At 38.6% G+C, this 16,203-nt stretch carries 17 protein-coding genes; 16 read left to right on the top strand and 1 reads right to left on the bottom strand.

Annotated features, from left to right (window positions below; translation table 11 throughout):
- Positions 1 to 117 precede the first annotated feature (117 nt).
- The 8 genes from atpF (at position 118) to JFT95_RS24065 (ending at position 7,636) form a co-directional block, all read left to right on the top strand.
- The gene (gene atpF, locus JFT95_RS24100; RefSeq protein WP_002016287.1) at positions 118 to 624 is read left to right on the top strand and encodes a F0F1 ATP synthase subunit B; all 507 of its coding nucleotides are present in this window, start codon (positions 118 to 120) and stop codon (positions 622 to 624) included.
- Positions 621 to 1,163, top strand: a complete 543-nt coding sequence (gene atpH, locus JFT95_RS24095) for a F0F1 ATP synthase subunit delta (RefSeq protein ID WP_002130060.1) — start codon at positions 621 to 623, stop codon at positions 1,161 to 1,163. Before atpF ends, atpH begins: the two co-directional genes overlap by 4 nt.
- 11 nt (positions 1,164 to 1,174) lie before the next feature.
- Positions 1,175 to 2,683 (top strand): F0F1 ATP synthase subunit alpha, encoded by a 1,509-nt coding sequence (atpA, locus tag JFT95_RS24090; RefSeq protein WP_002016284.1) that lies wholly within the window; start codon positions 1,175 to 1,177, stop codon positions 2,681 to 2,683.
- Positions 2,684 to 2,897: 214 nt separating this feature from the next.
- On the top strand, positions 2,898 to 3,758 hold the full coding sequence (gene atpG, locus JFT95_RS24085) for a F0F1 ATP synthase subunit gamma (RefSeq protein ID WP_002016283.1): 861 nt from the start codon (positions 2,898 to 2,900) through the stop codon (positions 3,756 to 3,758).
- Between the two features lie 245 nt (positions 3,759 to 4,003).
- The gene (gene atpD / locus JFT95_RS24080; RefSeq protein ID WP_002016281.1) at positions 4,004 to 5,413 is read left to right on the top strand and encodes a F0F1 ATP synthase subunit beta; all 1,410 of its coding nucleotides are present in this window, start codon (positions 4,004 to 4,006) and stop codon (positions 5,411 to 5,413) included.
- Positions 5,414 to 5,433: 20 nt separating this feature from the next.
- Complete coding sequence (atpC, locus tag JFT95_RS24075; RefSeq protein WP_002016279.1) at positions 5,434 to 5,835, top strand: F0F1 ATP synthase subunit epsilon; 402 nt, start codon at positions 5,434 to 5,436, stop codon at positions 5,833 to 5,835.
- Between the two features lie 317 nt (positions 5,836 to 6,152).
- The gene (locus tag JFT95_RS24070) at positions 6,153 to 6,938 is read left to right on the top strand and encodes a DUF975 family protein (protein WP_033731118.1); all 786 of its coding nucleotides are present in this window, start codon (positions 6,153 to 6,155) and stop codon (positions 6,936 to 6,938) included.
- Positions 6,939 to 6,982: 44 nt separating this feature from the next.
- Entirely contained in the window at positions 6,983 to 7,636 is a 654-nt protein-coding gene (locus JFT95_RS24065) for a DUF975 family protein (protein ID WP_201053422.1), read from the top strand.
- A 17-nt stretch (positions 7,637 to 7,653) separates the two neighbouring features.
- Here the strand turns inward: JFT95_RS24065 and JFT95_RS24060 are convergent, their stop codons facing one another.
- A complete protein-coding gene (locus JFT95_RS24060; RefSeq protein ID WP_201053420.1) occupies positions 7,654 to 10,383 on the bottom strand; it encodes an EAL domain-containing protein in 2,730 nt (909 codons plus the stop codon).
- Positions 10,384 to 10,689: 306 nt separating this feature from the next.
- Here JFT95_RS24060 and nuoA point away from each other — a divergent pair, with 306 nt between their 5' ends.
- The 8 genes from nuoA to nuoK are packed head-to-tail and all read left to right on the top strand — an operon-like array spanning position 10,690 to position 16,189.
- A complete protein-coding gene (nuoA, locus tag JFT95_RS24055; protein WP_000179270.1) occupies positions 10,690 to 11,058 on the top strand; it encodes an NADH-quinone oxidoreductase subunit NuoA in 369 nt (122 codons plus the stop codon).
- Complete coding sequence (gene nuoB, locus JFT95_RS24050) at positions 11,049 to 11,567, top strand: NADH-quinone oxidoreductase subunit NuoB (RefSeq protein ID WP_002089729.1); 519 nt, start codon at positions 11,049 to 11,051, stop codon at positions 11,565 to 11,567. The genes nuoA and nuoB overlap by 10 nt, the downstream gene beginning before the upstream one ends.
- Entirely contained in the window at positions 11,564 to 12,811 is a 1,248-nt protein-coding gene (locus JFT95_RS24045) for an NADH-quinone oxidoreductase subunit C (RefSeq protein ID WP_201053419.1), read from the top strand. Before nuoB ends, JFT95_RS24045 begins: the two co-directional genes overlap by 4 nt.
- A gap of 3 nt (positions 12,812 to 12,814) precedes the next feature.
- On the top strand, positions 12,815 to 13,915 hold the full coding sequence (gene nuoD, locus JFT95_RS24040) for an NADH-quinone oxidoreductase subunit NuoD (protein ID WP_033731107.1): 1,101 nt from the start codon (positions 12,815 to 12,817) through the stop codon (positions 13,913 to 13,915).
- Entirely contained in the window at positions 13,915 to 14,916 is a 1,002-nt protein-coding gene (nuoH, locus tag JFT95_RS24035; protein ID WP_002068471.1) for an NADH-quinone oxidoreductase subunit NuoH, read from the top strand. Before nuoD ends, nuoH begins: the two co-directional genes overlap by 1 nt.
- Before the next feature lie 25 nt (positions 14,917 to 14,941).
- On the top strand, positions 14,942 to 15,361 hold the full coding sequence (gene nuoI, locus JFT95_RS24030) for an NADH-quinone oxidoreductase subunit NuoI (RefSeq protein ID WP_002016193.1): 420 nt from the start codon (positions 14,942 to 14,944) through the stop codon (positions 15,359 to 15,361).
- Positions 15,358 to 15,882, top strand: a complete 525-nt coding sequence (locus tag JFT95_RS24025; protein ID WP_001012819.1) for an NADH-quinone oxidoreductase subunit J — start codon at positions 15,358 to 15,360, stop codon at positions 15,880 to 15,882. The genes nuoI and JFT95_RS24025 overlap by 4 nt, the downstream gene beginning before the upstream one ends.
- A complete protein-coding gene (gene nuoK / locus JFT95_RS24020; protein WP_000100081.1) occupies positions 15,875 to 16,189 on the top strand; it encodes an NADH-quinone oxidoreductase subunit NuoK in 315 nt (104 codons plus the stop codon). The genes JFT95_RS24025 and nuoK overlap by 8 nt, the downstream gene beginning before the upstream one ends.
- Positions 16,190 to 16,203 lie beyond the last annotated feature (14 nt).

The raw sequence follows: 16,203 nt of genomic DNA, 5'->3' as shown, positions 1-16,203 counted from the left end.
TTACATAGATGGCGAAGAGTGTTTTTCCGAACTTTCTTCGCCATTGCTTTATGAACGAAACGTATGTCTTTTTTTTTCATATGATCAATTTAGATATTTTGAAGGGAGTGAATCCTTGTGCCAACTTTATTATTAGGGGCTTCCATTCCATTTGGAACGATTGCTTATACATTGTTCATTTTCTTACTTCTATTAGTAATGCTACGCAAATTCGCGTGGGGTCCTTTAATGGGAATTATGAAAGAACGTGAAGAGCATGTTACTAATGAAATCGACGCTGCAGAAAGAAGTAATGCTGAAGCGAAGAAATTAGTAGAAGAACAACGTGAAATGTTAAAACAATCGCGTGTTGAAGCACAAGAGTTAATCGAAAGAGCGAAGAAACAAGCTGTAGATCAAAAGGATGTTATTGTTGCTGCTGCGAAAGAAGAAGCAGAATCAATTAAAACATCTGCTGTACAAGAAATTCAACGCGAAAAAGAGCAAGCGATTGCTGCTTTACAAGAACAAGTTGCTTCTTTATCTGTTCATATTGCTTCTAAAGTAATTGAAAAAGAATTAAAAGAAGAAGATCAAGTGAAGTTAATTCGCGATTATATTAAAGAAGTAGGAGAAGCGCGATGAGCAATGGGATTGTAGCAAAACGTTATGCTGTCGCTCTTTTCAAAATTGCAAAAGAAAAACACGTATTAGAAATGTTTGAAGAGGAATTACGCCTTGTACAAAACGTTTTTACAAAGAACGGAGAACTACATAGCTTTTTAACGCAACCGAACATTTCAAAAGAGCAGAAGAAAACGTTTCTTGCAAACGTATTCGCATCTGTTTCTGAATCTATTTTAAATACGTTATATATTTTAATTGATAACAAGCGTATTGATATCCTACCTGAAATTGCAAATGAATATGTTGTTCTTGCTAATGAAGAACGTAACGTAGCGGATGCAACTGTATATTCTATTCGTCTTCTATCGGAAGAAGAAAAACTTAACATTGCAGAAGCATTTGCAAAAAAAACAGGAAAAGATGCAATTCGCGTGAAAAATGTTGTGGATGAAGATTTACTAGGCGGCATTAAAGTACGTATTGGAAATCGCATTTACGACGGAAGCTTACAAGGAAAATTAGCACGTATTCAGCGTGAATTAATGAAGAATAGATAGGGGTGAAGCACATGAGCATCAGAGCTGAAGAAATTAGCGCACTGATAAAGCAACAAATCGAGAACTATCAGTCTGAAATCGAAGTTAGTGATGTTGGTACAGTTATCCAAGTTGGTGACGGTATTGCGCGTGCTCATGGTCTTGATAACGTTATGGCTGGTGAACTTGTAGAGTTCTCTAATGGCGTTATGGGACTAGCACAAAACTTAGAGGAAAACAACGTAGGTATCATTATTTTAGGACCTTACACAGAAATCCGTGAAGGTGACGAAGTTCGTCGTACTGGTCGCATTATGCAAGTACCAGTAGGAAAAGAACTAATCGGTCGTGTTGTAAACCCATTAGGTCAACCAGTTGATGGTTTAGGCCCAATCAATACAACAAACACTCGTCCAATCGAAAGTCCAGCACCAGGTGTAATGGATCGTAAATCTGTTCATGAGCCACTTCAAACAGGTATTAAAGCGATCGATGCTCTTGTACCAATTGGCCGTGGTCAACGTGAGTTAATCATCGGTGACCGCCAAACAGGTAAAACAGCAGTTGCACTTGATACAATCATTAACCAAAAAGATGAAGATATGATTTGTATCTATGTAGCTATCGGACAAAAGGAATCAACTGTACGTAACGTAGTAGAAACACTACGTAAGCACGGTGCATTAGATTACACAATCGTTGTAACTGCATCGGCTTCTCAACCAGCTCCATTATTATACCTAGCTCCTTACGCTGGTGTAACAATGGGTGAAGAGTTCATGTACAATGGTAAACACGTATTAGTAGTATATGATGACTTATCAAAACAAGCAGCGGCTTACCGTGAGCTTTCATTACTATTACGTCGTCCTCCAGGTCGTGAAGCATATCCAGGGGATGTATTCTACTTACATTCTCGCTTATTAGAGCGTGCAGCAAAATTAAGCGATGCAAGAGGCGGCGGTTCTTTAACTGCATTACCTTTCATCGAAACACAAGCAGGGGACGTATCAGCTTACATCCCAACAAACGTAATTTCTATTACGGATGGACAAATCTTCTTACAATCTGACCTATTCTTCTCTGGCGTACGTCCAGCAATAGATGCGGGTACTTCTGTATCTCGTGTAGGTGGATCTGCTCAGATTAAAGCGATGAGTAAAGTATCAGGTACACTTCGTCTTGACCTTGCATCTTATCGTGAGTTAGAAGCGTTCGCTCAGTTCGGTTCTGACCTTGATAAAGCAACACAAGCGAAATTAAACCGTGGTGCTCGTACAGTTGAGGTATTAAAACAAGGATTACACAAACCGTTACGTGTAGAGAAACAAGTTATTATTCTTTACGCTTTAACACGTGGATTCCTAGATGATATCCCAGTAGTAGATATCACTCGTTTCGAAGAAGAATTCCATGCTTGGTTAGATTCAAATGCAACTGACTTATTAAGCGAAATTCGCACAACTAAGAAACTTGCGGATGACGACAAATTTGCAGCAGCTATTAATGGATTTAAAAAAGTATTCGTAGCTTCTGAGTAATAAATAAAAGCGGAAGCGGCTCGTTCAGGCTGCTGAAGCTAGATAATATATAAAGGCATCTCAGCTTTTGAGATTGCTGACGGTTATGTAAAGGAAAAGAGTAGGTGCACCTATTCTTTTCCTTCAATCATGAGCAAGAATATCTTGCAACGTAGATTAGGAAGAGGATTCTTACTAATCGTGCCAACTTCCGGAAAAAAGGTGGTGAAAACCTGTGGCATCTTTACGCGATATAAAAGCGAAGATTAACTCGACAAAGAAAACGAGTCAAATTACGAAAGCGATGGAGATGGTATCTGCATCTAAGTTAAACCGTGCAGAACAAAATGCTAAATCTTTCGTTCCGTATATGGAAAAGATTCAAGAAGTAGTAGCGAGCATTGCGCAAGGAAGTAAAGGGATTAATCATCCAATGCTAAATGCGCGTCCTGTAAAGCGTACAGGGTACATCGTTATTACATCTGATCGCGGACTAGCAGGTGGTTATAACAGTAACGTATTACGTACAGTAAGTAACGTAATTCGTGAACGTCATAATATGGATTCAAACCAATATTCAATTATTGTGCTTGGACGACTAGGACGTGATTATTTAAAACGTCGCGGCTTTAACATTATTGATGAAGTAGTTGGATTATCTGACCACCCATCATTTACTGATATTAAAGATATTGCTTCTCGAGCAATTGCGATGTTCGCAGATGGTGCTTATGATGAGCTGTATATTTACTACAATCATTATGTAAGTAAAATTTCACAAGAAGTAACGGAAAATAAAATTTTACCGCTTACGGATGTGGCGTCTGATAAACCGACGACAGCTTATGAATTCGAACCTTCTGAAGAAGAAATTTTAAAAGTATTATTGCCACAATACGCAGAAAGCTTAGTGTACGGTGCATTACTAGACGGTAAAGCAAGTGAGCACGCGGCGCGTATGACAGCAATGAAGAGTGCTACAGACAACGCAATGGAAGTTATCGATTCACTTACACTTTCATTCAACCGTGCGCGTCAAGCAGCGATTACGCAAGAAATTACGGAAATCGTTGGTGGAGTAGCAGCGTTAGAATAGTATTAAAAAGCGTAGGTGGCTTGCTCAGAAGGGGAGGGCATTGGAGCTCCTGACGAAGAGGCGCTTTTGGCCTCGTAGGAAGGCGCGAAATGACCGACTGTTCTAGCCGCTGGAACTAGATTCAATAAAAAGCGGAAGCGTCTCGTCCAGAACAGGAGAGTCGCGTAAGCTATAAACTAATAAAAATTAAAAGCCGACTTCTCTTAGAAAGCTGGCTAATTAAAAGAAAGCTAGGAGGGAACCCGATGAATAAAGGGCGCGTTACGCAAATCATGGGTCCGGTTGTAGACGTTAAGTTTGATGGCGGAAAGCTACCAGAAATCTACAACGCCCTTACGGTAAAACAAAGCAACGAAAACGGAGCAAGCATTAACTTAACATTTGAAGTTGCACTTCATTTAGGTGATGACACAGTTCGTACAGTTGCAATGTCTTCCACAGATGGACTTGTTCGTGGCACAGAAGTAGAAGATACTGGTAAAGCAATCTCTGTACCAGTTGGTGATGTAACACTTGGTCGTGTATTTAACGTATTAGGTGATGCAATTGACTTAGATGGTGATGTTCCTGCGGATGTACGTCGTGATCCAATTCACCGTCAAGCGCCTGCATTCGAAGAGTTATCTACTAAAGTAGAAATTCTTGAAACTGGTATTAAAGTAGTAGACTTACTTGCTCCTTACATTAAGGGTGGTAAGATCGGTCTATTCGGTGGTGCCGGTGTAGGTAAAACAGTATTAATTCAGGAATTAATTAACAACATCGCACAAGAGCACGGTGGTATCTCTGTATTCGCTGGTGTAGGTGAGCGTACTCGTGAAGGTAACGACTTATACCACGAAATGAGCGATTCTGGCGTAATTAAGAAAACTGCGATGGTATTCGGACAAATGAACGAGCCACCTGGAGCACGTCAACGTGTTGCATTAACAGGTTTAACAATGGCTGAACATTTCCGTGATGAGCAAGGACAAGACGTACTATTGTTCATCGATAACATCTTCCGTTTCACGCAAGCGGGTTCTGAAGTATCTGCCCTTCTTGGTCGTATGCCATCTGCGGTAGGTTACCAGCCAACACTTGCAACAGAAATGGGTCAATTACAAGAGCGTATTACATCTACAAATAAAGGATCTATCACGTCTATCCAAGCGGTATACGTACCAGCCGATGACTATACGGATCCAGCACCAGCTACAACGTTCGCTCACTTAGATGCAACAACAAACTTAGAGCGTCGTTTAACACAAATGGGTATTTACCCAGCCGTAGATCCATTAGCATCTACATCTCGTGCGCTTTCTCCAGAAATCGTAGGAGAAGAGCATTATGGAGTAGCTCGTCAAGTACAGCAAACTTTACAGCGTTATAAAGAGCTTCAAGATATCATCGCTATCTTAGGTATGGATGAGTTATCTGAAGAAGATAAGTTAGTTGTACATCGTGCTCGTCGTATTCAATTCTTCTTATCACAAAACTTCCACGTAGCTGAACAGTTTACAGGTCAAAAAGGTTCTTACGTACCTGTAAAAAATACAGTTAGTGGTTTCAAAGAAATTCTAGAAGGAAAATATGATGACCTTCCAGAAGATGCGTTCCGTCTTGTTGGTAGCATTGAAGAAGTTATTGAAAACGCGAAGAAAATGATGGCGTAAGGCCTTAGGAGGGACGAATTATGAAGACATTTCCAGTCAGTATTGTAACTCCTGATGGACCGGTTTACGAAAAAGAAGTAGAAATGGTAAGCGTAAAAGCAGAGAGTGGGGAAATGGGGATCTTACCAGGTCACATTCCAACTGTTGCACCTTTAAAAATTAGTGCGGTCCGTCTGAAAAATGGTGGGCACACTGATTATGTAGCAGTAAGCGGTGGCTTTATCGAAGTTCGTCCAGATAAAGTAACTGTGTTATCATCATCTGCTGAAGAAGCAAACCATATCGATATCCATCGTGCAAATGAATCGAAACGTCGCGCTGAGCAACGTATGCAAGATAAACAAGCGCATGTTGACTTTAGACGTGCAGAAATGGCTTTGCAGCGTGCTGTGAACCGTTTAAACGTTTCAGATATGAAGTAAAAAAATCCGTAAGGGCTCTTGCCTTTACGGATTTTTTGTTATGGATATAAATAAAAAGGGGAAAAAAATGCCTCTCTTTAGGTAGGAGAGAGCATTTAGCCGTCAGAGCCTTTTTTTGCCCGATGCCAAGTGAAAATCAAGAAGTAAAAAGAACTGCAGGTTCGTTTTTTGTTATGCATAGATGTGTTTTATTTAAATGTCGAAACTGAAACTCAATTTAATAGATAGAATAAACTGACAAAATTGGTATAATTATATTGTTGTTTGTATAAGTAGAAAATATATAACAATTTATATTTCATAAAGGAGATGAACAAATGATCGGTGAAATGAAACGAGAAGCATTGTACTCTTTAAAGGGAAAATGGGGACTAGGTGTTGGATCAACGATTTTACATATTATTTTAAGTTATGTTGTTTCAATGGCTGCAATGCTTATACTTTTAATTCCAGGAATTATTATATTTTTCTTAGTTGTTGGTTTAGCGGGTTCAATTGAAGAGGAAGCGATATCAGTCGGGGCAGGTATTACATTTGGAATTTTTTATTGCATAATAATCATTTTGAGTAATGCATCTTATGGTATTACATCATACGGTTATACGAATGTGTTGCTACAAATTAGTAAACGAGAAGATGCTAGAGTAGATTATTTATTTGAAGGATTTCGTGGCTTTAAAAGAATGATGAAAACAATGTGGGCTATGCTTGCGATTTTGTTATATACAGGTACGTGGATTCCGATGTTGTTACTAGGTGTATTCGCGTTTTTTGGTGAGGAAGGGAATGTATCGTTAACAATTGCTTTCTTTGTACTATTAGCTATTTCGATTGTTGTAATGATTGTGATGTATTTTTCTTATGCGATGACGTATTATGTTATGGTTGAAAATCCAGATTATAGCGTTTCACAGGCGATGAAAGAAAGTAAGAACTTTATGAAGGGGCATAAACTAGATTTATTTCTTTTATGGCTTAGCTTCATAGGATGGGCTATTTTAGCAATTCTTACTCTTGGAATAGGATTTCTTTGGCTTAGTCCATATGTAGGTACAACGACAGCACATTTTTATCGCTATATTGCAAAAGGTGAATTGCAGTAGGAACATGCTATACTAATAGAATTATTACGTATTGGAGGCTAATTATGATTAGTGATTTAAAAGGAGAAGCACTAGATTCACTAGAAGGAAAATGGGGCTTAGCTGTTGGGGCAACATTACTTATTTCGATTCTTATTTCAGCTTTTAGTTTTAGTGTTGATTTCATTTTCTCTCAGGTTTGGGATTGGAAAGAAGTAGATAACTCACTTTCAGTAGATGTTATTACAATATTGATGGTAGGTCCATTAACGCTAGGTGGTTATTGTTTAGCACTATATATAATTCGTGAAAAAGAAGCGCGTATGGGGCATATATTCAGATGGTTTACGGAAGGAAGTAAGTTTATAAAGTCATTTTTATTATATATAGTAGTAAACATTTATATTTTCTTATGGTGCTTACTATTTATTATTCCGGGCATTATTAAATCATTTTCTTATGCGATGACGTATTTTATTATAAATGATCATCCTGAGTATTCAATAAATCAAGCTATTACAGAAAGTCGTCGTATGATGGCTGGACATAAGATGGAGTATTTCATTTTATGTTTAAGTTTTATTGGTTGGTTTATATTAAGTTGTATTACATTAGGGATTGGATTTTTATGGCTGATTCCATATTTTTATACAACGACAGCAGCTTTTTACGAAGAGATTGCAGAAGAATATTACGAAAAAAGAATTCCGACACTTTAAAAAACACCCAGTGTGAACTATTGGTTCATACTGGGTGTTTTTTGTAGGAATTTTATAAACTGTTTACTTGTTAGAGGTTTACTGAAATAGTAACCTTGCATGTATTTACAGTTGTTTTTTTGCAGAAACTTAAGCTGTTTTTCTGTTTCAATTCCTTCAGCAACGACAGAGAGATTTAAAGTATTTGCAAGGGAAAGGATAGTGGAAACGATGGCTCTTTCTTCAGGCCGATGATCGGCTAGTTGTGTAAATTCTTTTGGTACTTTTAATGTATCGATAGGGAAAATTGATAAATAAGCAAGAGAAGAGTAGCCGGTACCGAAGTCATCAATGGACGTTTGAATACCATATTCTTTTAATTGCTTTAGTCTCGATAATGTTTCTTTTTCATCAATCATCGCAATTCGTTCTGTTAGTTCAAGTGTTACATCTTTCGGGTCAATTTTAACGTCCTTTAGTATTTGTGAAATATTTTCGATTAATTGATTTTGTTGAAATTCTTTCGCTGATAAATTGACACTTATTTTTAAGTTTGTGTATCCAAAACTTTGCCATATTTTTAGTTGACGACAAGACTCTCGTAGCACCCAATGCCCAAGTGGGATGACCTGCGGAGTCTCTTCCACAATTGGAATGAACTCACATGGTGAAATGTCACCTAATAGTGGATGTTTCCAACGGATTAAAGCTTCGGCACCGATGATTTTATTCGTTGTAATGTCAACTTGTGGTTGATAGACGAGAAAGAATTCTTTATTTACTAAAGCAAGTGGTAAATCTTTTTCAATTCGAGCTTTTCGCTCCATTTTTTTATATAACTCTTTCGTATAAAGTGAGCTACCATTCTTTCCTTTATTTTTGGTTTCGTACATGGCCATATCAGCATGTTGTAAAATAGATAACGGATCTTCGCCTGCTTCTGGGTATATTGCAATCCCGATACTTGGCGAGATTTGTAAATGTTGATTTTCAATTTCGAATGGCTCATTCATAGATAGTACAATCATATCAGCTATTTTTTGTACATCTCTATCTTCTTTATAATCTTCTATAAGAATTGTGAATTCATCCCCAGCTAACCGAGCAAGTTTCATATTTGACGTCGATATTCGTTCTAGTCTTTTTGCTACAGCAATTAAAAGAAGATCTCCTACCCGGTGACCGAGAGTATCGTTAATAACTTTAAAACGGTCTAAATCGAGAAACATAACAGCAAAAGGTCTTTTTGATATTTTTGCTCGTGCAATTGCCTTTTCTAACTGTTGATGAAATGAACGGCGATTCGCAAGTTCCGTTAAAGTATCGTGATATGCTAGGAAATTAATTTGCTCTTGTTGCTGCTTGCTTTCTGTAATATCTTTAATCATTAAATAGGCCCCAGAAATATGTTCCTTTAAAAAGATGGGAACAGCTGTAACATGTAAGTAGTAAATATCTCTATTTTTATGATATGCCCGTATTTCTAAAGAAATAGATTTCCCTTTTTTCACGTGATGAAAGGCATTAATGATTTCTTCCAAATCTTGTTCATACATAAGTGAATAGTATGGTTGGTTTAATAATTCATTCGTTTGATAACCGAGTAAAGTAGTTCCAGCGTTGTTCACATTGAGAAAATTACCGTACAAATCTAATGTGAAAATTGGATCTGGATGATGCTCATATAAAGATTTAAACATTTGTTGGTTATGATATAACTCATTTTTTTGTTCTACTAAATCTTCTGTACGTAGTTCGATTTGTTTCTCGAGTTCTAAACTGAATTGCATTTGTGCTAGCAATAATATTTTATTTTGTCTTCGAACTAACGTATGGCGTATGAGAACGAAGGCGAAAGTTACCATAAGTCCAATTACTACGATAGGTGCAAAAACATTTTCGACCAATATAAAAACAATAAGCATCACGACAGAAATATACGGTAATGATAATCGGATTGATTCACCAAATTGAGGCGTTAGTAATATTTGTTCTTGTTTTTCGGGCTCTTTTGTGTGAAGTATACAAGCGATTGCTACCAATAATAAGGTTACTTGATATAATGGAGCAACTGTGAACATAGAGTGCTCAGGCTGGAAGTATTTTATATAAGCATAAATAGAATCCGTAGTAGCATACAAAATTAAAGCACTGCCAAGAAGAGCACCAACTTGCTTTGGTAGTAAGGATAATGGTCTGAATAAAAGGTTGATTCCTATTAAAAGAAAGAGTAGATCAGCCATTGGATACGTGAGTTGAACAAACATGTCGATATATGATGTTGTAAAAATATGAATGGTTCTTTCAATAAGTAAATAGTAGCTTAAAGTAAATTGAGCAGTAACAATAATACAAATATCACATATCGTAAAAAGCTGTTCCAATAAATCTCGGCCATAAATAATTTCATATAGAAAGGCAAATGCAAAGCTAACTAAAAATAATAAGTAAAAAAAGTCTGATGGATCAACGAATGTATAGTAGTCATGCAGAATTAAGCGTTGATAAGCAACTATTATATCGCCGATGAAATAAGAGAAGGATCCGATAGTTAATGTTATCCAAAACAAACGAGATAACCCTTGTTTTACATTTGAAAAATAAAATATATAACTGCAAATTGTAATATCAATTAATATGGTACTTATTCCAGTTAATATTTGAAATGGGAGTGCGTACTCATATAAAAAGGACATTGATACGTAATGAATAGCTATATACAACAATGAAATGCTTATAAGAATACTTACATGTGTTTGTTTTTTCATTTATATCACCCACTGTATATACATAAGAACCACCTTTTTGTAGTTTATGTTTTTTATGATTGCTTGAAAACATATAGAATTTCTATATTTATTTTACACATTTATAATGAGTTGTAAAAATAGATTTGCTCAGCAAGTATTAATTGTTGTTTCTGTTCCCAATATATCGACATAGGAATTTGAAGTTTGCTATAATGAATTAAATAGTTGCATTATTTAGAAAAATTTAAAAATAATAAATAATGCAAGTAAGACATATTGTTTACTATGTGAACTTGTTCTTAATTCAGGGGGGAGGGTTTCACAATGGCAAGTGTATATGAAAATAGTTATATGATCGTTTTGATTTTCTTGCTATTAGGTATATTGCTGCCGGTAGTGGCTCTTACATTAGGGAAAATGCTGCGTCCAAACAAACCGAGTGCAGCGAAAGCGACGACGTATGAGAGTGGAATTGAGCCTTTTCATGATGCAAATATTCGGTTTCATGCTCGTTATTACATTTTCGCTTTATTGTTCGTCATCTTTGATGTAGAAACTTTATTTTTATACCCATGGGCTGTTGCATATGACAAGCTTGGTTTATTTGCACTGATTGAAATGCTCATTTTTGTTGTGATGTTGCTAGTTGGATTAGCGTATGCTTGGAAAAAGAAGGTGTTACAATGGTTATAAATTTTGAGGAATTACACCCACAGGAGCGAGCGGAATTAGAAAGGAATATCTTTTTTTCTACATTGGAACAGTTGAAGGGATGGGCGCGGAGCAACTCTTTATGGCCGATGACATTTGGACTGGCATGCTGTGCGATTGAAATGATGGGAGTAGGCTCATCACATTACGATTTAGATCGATTTGGGTCATTTTTTCGGACTTCACCAAGACAATCGGACGTCATGATTGTGTCAGGAACGGTAACGAAGAAAATGGCACCTATTGTTCGGCGCCTATATGATCAAATGCCTGAACCGAAGTGGGTAATTGCGATGGGATCTTGTGCAACGGCCGGTGGTCCGTATGTGAATTCGTATGCTGTTGTGAAAGGTGTAGATCAAATTGTACCAGTTGATGTGTATATTCCTGGATGCCCTCCAAATCCTGCTGCTTTAATTTATGGAATTAATAAATTAAAAGAAAAAATTCGTTACGAGGCGAGGACCGGAAAGCAGGTGACGAATAAATGAGTGATCCAAATAAAGACTTAGAAAGTATGAAAAGAGAAGCAGCCCGTCATGCGAAAGAGGAAGCGCGAAAACGTCTTGCTGCGAAACATGGGGCGGAAATGTCTAAACTTGAAGGAGAACATCGAGAAAAAGAGAAAGCGCTACCAAAAGATAAGGGGATTAATGTAGAAGAAGCGAAGGCGAAGGCCGCAGCAGCCGCAAAAGCAAAAGCAGCGGTATTAGCGAAGCAAAAGCGAGAAGGATCAGAAGAAGTAACGGACGAAGAAAAAGCCAAAGCAAAGGCGAAAGCTGCAGCAGCTGCCGAAGCAAAAGCAGCGGTATTAGCGAAGCAAAAGCGGGAAGGATCAGAAGAAGTAACGGACGAAGAAAAAGCCAAAGCAAAGGCGAAAGCCGCAGCAGCTGCAAAAGCAGCGGTATTAGCGAAGCAGAAGCGAGAAGGATCAGAAGAAGTAACGGACGAAGAAAAAGCTAAAGCGAAGGCAAAGGCTGTAGCAGCTGCAAAAGCAGCGGTATTAGCGAAGCAGAAGCGAGAAGGATCAGAAGAAGTAACGGACGAAGAAAAAGCTAAAGCGAAGGCAAAGGCTGTAGCAGCTGCAAAAGCAAAAGCAGCAGCGTTAGCGAAGCAGAAAGCCTCACAAGGTGAGGGGGATTCTGGAGATGAGAAAGCAAAGGCAATTGCAGCCGCGAAAGCGAAAGCCGCTGCTGCGGCAAGGGCAAAGGGATCTGTAAATAAGATAGAAGACGAACCGCAGCAGGAAGAACCATCAGTTAACCAACCATATTTAAATCGCTATGTGGAGGTTGTTAAGGAGAGGGTAGGAGGATATGCATTAGTAGATTCCTATATTAATAAGCTTTCAAAAGATGTTCCAACTCTTGTGGCGGAGCCTTCGAAATATTATGAAGTGATGGAATTGCTACGATTCCATGAGGGGCTTGCTTTTGATTATATGTCAGAGCTACATGCGACAGATTTTGTGACACATATGGAAGTATACGTTCATTTATTTTCATATGGAAAGAAACAGTCAGTAGCAGTGAAGGTAAAGCTCGATAGGGAAGCGCCGCAAGTAAAATCGGTGACGCCGCTTTGGAAAGGGGCAGATTGGCCGGAGCGTGAAACGTATGATTTGCTCGGTATTGTATTTGAAGGTCATCCTAATTTATCCCGCATTTTAATGCCGGATGATTGGGTGGGGTATCCGCTTAGGAAGGATTATGAACCGTATGATGTGGAGGTGTAGCTTGTGATCCGTACGGAAGAGATGCTCTTAAATGTAGGGCCGCAGCATCCGAGTACACATGGTGTGTTTCGGCTTGTGATTAAGATTGACGGAGAAATTATTAAAGAGGCTACACCGGTTATCGGATATTTGCATCGCGGAACAGAAAAGATAGCTGAGAGCTTGCAATATACACAAATTATCCCGTATACAGATCGAATGGACTATTTATCAGCAATGACGAATAATTACGTCCTTTGCCACGCTGTAGAGACGATGATGGATCTTGAGATTCCAGAGCGTGCTGAATATTTACGGGTGCTTGCGATGGAGCTTGGGAGAGTTGCGAGCCATCTCGTCTGGTGGGGAACGAACCTGCTTGATATAGGAGCGGTTAGTCCATTTTTATATGCCTTTCGTGAACGAGAGATGATTATAAATTTATTAAGTGAATTGTGCGGTGCAAGGCTTACTTTCAACTATATGAGAGTCGGCGGCGTGAAGTGGGATGCACCAGACGGCTGGATTGAAAAGGTGAAAGAGTTTGTTCCGTATATGAGAGAGCAGTTGGAAGGGTATCACGACCTTGTTAGCGGAAATGAAATTTTCTTAAATCGTGTGAAAGGCGTTGGCGTATATAGCGCGGAAGAGGCGATCTCGTATTCTTTAAGTGGCGCAAATTTGCGGTGCACGGGAGTCCACTGGGATCTTCGCAAAGATGAGCCGTATTCTATTTATGATCGTTTTGACTTTGATATTCCTGTTGGGATCTCGGGAGATGCTTGGGATCGCTACGTTTGCCGGATGGAGGAAATTGAGGAGTCATTGAAAATTATTGAGCAAGCAGCCGAGCAGTTCCCGAAAGACGGCGCTGTGCTGGCGAAAGTGCCGAAAATTATTAAAGCACCTAAGGGAGAAGCGTTCGTCCGTATAGAGTCACCGCGGGGAGAGATTGGCTGTTATATTGCTAGTGATGGAAAGAAAGAGCCGTACCGCTTGAAATTTCGCAGACCGTCTTTTTATAATTTGCAAATCTTACCGAAGTTATTGAAAGGTGAAAACATCGCCAATTTAATTACGATTTTAGGTGGGGTTGATATTGTACTTGGGGAGGTTGACGGCTAATGATTGAGACGCTCTTACAATCACCTTCAAGCTGGACGAATTTCTTCATTTTTTTCGGATTAGCGGTGCTTCTATTATTTGCAGTCCTTGGCTTCGTTACATACGGTATTTTGGCAGAACGGAAAGTGATGGGATTTATGCAAGGGCGGATTGGACCAAACCAAGTTGGGGGCCGGTTCGGTTTACTCCAAACGGTAGCTGATGTTTTGAAACTATTATTAAAAGAAGATAGCATTCCGAAAGCTGCTGATAAACCGTTGTTTATATTAGCACCTGTTATTGCATTCGCACCAGCATTTATGGTACTTGCGGTTATCCCATTTACTGATAAATTTCAGTTCGCGGATATTGGCGTAGGGTTACTGTATTACATTGCTGTTTCTGGGATTACGACGATCGGCGTCGTAACTGGGGGATGGGCATCAAATAATAAATATTCCCTTTTAGGAGGGATGCGTGCGGCAGCGCAAATGATTTCTTATGAGATTCCACTTGTGATGAGTGTAATTGGCGTCGTTTTGTTAGCTGGTAGTCTTAACTTGAATGAAATTGTAGCGGCGCAGGAAAAGGTATGGTACATTTTCGCACAGCCAATCGGTTTCGTCATTTTCTTAATCGCTGCAGTTGCAGAGTTAAATAGGACACCGTTTGATTTACCCGAAGCGGAGTCAGAACTTGTTTCAGGATACCATACGGAATACTCAGGTTTTCGCTGGGCGTTTTTCATGCTTTCAGAGTATGTGTATTTCTTCGGGATGTCATCTTTAATTACAGTACTCTTTTTAGGAGGCTGGAATCCAGTTATGTTCCTTGGGTTTATTCCAGGAGCCGTATGGTTTGCTTTGAAATTCAGCAGTGTGGTCTTTCTATTGATTTGGTTCCGCGTTACGTTCCCGCGCATAAGAGGTGACCAGTTAATGGAGTTTGGTTGGAAAGTATTATTACCAATCGCACTTGCAAATATTTTCTTAACGGCATTGATTAAGGAGCTATTCTTCTAATCTATAAAGGGGGTGCCAGTAAGAGATGAAAGGACTATTTAAAGGGTTAAAATATACGCTTAGTAATTTGAGTAAGAAAAAGGTGACGTATGATTATCCAAATCAACCGTTGCCATTACCAGACCGATTTCGAGGTATTCAAAAGTTTTATCCAGAGAAATGTATTGTTTGTAATCAGTGTTCCAACATTTGTCCGACAGATTGCATTCAATTAACAGGAAAAAAACATCCTGATCCTACGAAAAAAGGGAAAATTATCGACACGTATGATATTAATTTTGAAATTTGTATTCTTTGCGATTTATGTACAGAAGTTTGCCCGACAGAGGCGATTGTAATGACAAATAACTTTGAACTTGCAGAGTATTCACGTGATGATTTATTTAAAAATTTGCAGTGGCTTGACGAGAACGACGAGAACATCAGGAAGGAGAATAAAGCATGAACGGCGAGTTTGTAGCTTTCTTTATATTATCCTTGTCTGCGATTATCGGCGGCGTTCTTATGCTGAATTTAACGAAAGTAATGCATATGATGCTGGCCCTTGTGCTTACGTTCCTTAGTATTGCGGGTTTGTACTTTCTCTTATCAGCCGAATTTATCGGAGTGGCACAAATTTTACTTTACTCTGGTGCAATCACTATTATTATGATTTTTGGCATTATGTTAACGAAACATAACGCGGAAAATGAATCGCGCCTTACTCTTCGAAAATGGATTATCTTCTTTGCGGTTGTAGCATTTGGAGCAGTTATGTATTTCGCTGTTAATAGTATCGATTTTTCAAATCAAAGCACACAAGGAAGTTTACCTCTCCATGAAAATAACACACTTCAAATCGGTACACTTCTCTATTCAAAATATATTATTCCATTCGAATTAACCTCAGTTATTTTACTTGTAGCACTTGTAGGAGCGATTATCCTTGCGAAGAAGGATGAGGGAGAGGAGGATTCCCATGAGTAGCGTTCCGGCTTCTGCGTATTTAACACTTGCGATTATTTTGTTTTGCATCGGCTTATTTGGAGCTTTAACAAAGCGAAATACAGTAATTGTACTAGTTTGTATCGAATTGATGTTAAACGCCGCCAATTTAAATCTAGTAGCGTTTAGTAAATTAGGCTTGTTTCCGAATTTAACAGGACAAATTTTTTCGCTGTTTACGATGTCTGTAGCGGCAGCGGAGGCAGCGGTAGGTCTTGCAATTTTGATTGCTTTGTACCGTAATCGCCCGACAGTTCATGTAGATGAGATGGATACGCTCAAAGGATAGCATTGTGACCGAAA

This window comes from Bacillus sp. TH17, assembly GCF_016651125.1.
GTDB classification, from domain to species: domain Bacteria; phylum Bacillota; class Bacilli; order Bacillales; family Bacillaceae_G; genus Bacillus_A; species Bacillus_A mycoides.
This window is presented reverse-complemented; position numbering and strand designations above follow the sequence as displayed.

What these genes read in the sequence shown, in the direction of transcription:
- atpH (WP_002130060.1), top strand. Translation starts at nt 621, where the DNA reads ATGAGCAATGGGATTGTAGCAAAACGTTATGCTGTCGCTCTTTTCAAA.
- atpA (WP_002016284.1), top strand. Translation starts at nt 1,175, where the DNA reads ATGAGCATCAGAGCTGAAGAAATTAGCGCACTGATAAAGCAACAAATC.
- atpD (WP_002016281.1), top strand. Translation starts at nt 4,004, where the DNA reads ATGAATAAAGGGCGCGTTACGCAAATCATGGGTCCGGTTGTAGACGTT.
- atpC (WP_002016279.1), top strand. Translation starts at nt 5,434, where the DNA reads ATGAAGACATTTCCAGTCAGTATTGTAACTCCTGATGGACCGGTTTAC.
- JFT95_RS24070 (WP_033731118.1), top strand. Translation starts at nt 6,153, where the DNA reads ATGATCGGTGAAATGAAACGAGAAGCATTGTACTCTTTAAAGGGAAAA.
- JFT95_RS24065 (WP_201053422.1), top strand. Translation starts at nt 6,983, where the DNA reads ATGATTAGTGATTTAAAAGGAGAAGCACTAGATTCACTAGAAGGAAAA.
- JFT95_RS24060 (WP_201053420.1), bottom strand. Translation starts at nt 10,383, where the DNA reads ATGAAAAAACAAACACATGTAAGTATTCTTATAAGCATTTCATTGTTG.
- nuoA (WP_000179270.1), top strand. Translation starts at nt 10,690, where the DNA reads ATGGCAAGTGTATATGAAAATAGTTATATGATCGTTTTGATTTTCTTG.
- nuoB (WP_002089729.1), top strand. Translation starts at nt 11,049, where the DNA reads ATGGTTATAAATTTTGAGGAATTACACCCACAGGAGCGAGCGGAATTA.
- JFT95_RS24045 (WP_201053419.1), top strand. Translation starts at nt 11,564, where the DNA reads ATGAGTGATCCAAATAAAGACTTAGAAAGTATGAAAAGAGAAGCAGCC.
- nuoH (WP_002068471.1), top strand. Translation starts at nt 13,915, where the DNA reads ATGATTGAGACGCTCTTACAATCACCTTCAAGCTGGACGAATTTCTTC.
- nuoI (WP_002016193.1), top strand. Translation starts at nt 14,942, where the DNA reads ATGAAAGGACTATTTAAAGGGTTAAAATATACGCTTAGTAATTTGAGT.
- JFT95_RS24025 (WP_001012819.1), top strand. Translation starts at nt 15,358, where the DNA reads ATGAACGGCGAGTTTGTAGCTTTCTTTATATTATCCTTGTCTGCGATT.
- nuoK (WP_000100081.1), top strand. Translation starts at nt 15,875, where the DNA reads ATGAGTAGCGTTCCGGCTTCTGCGTATTTAACACTTGCGATTATTTTG.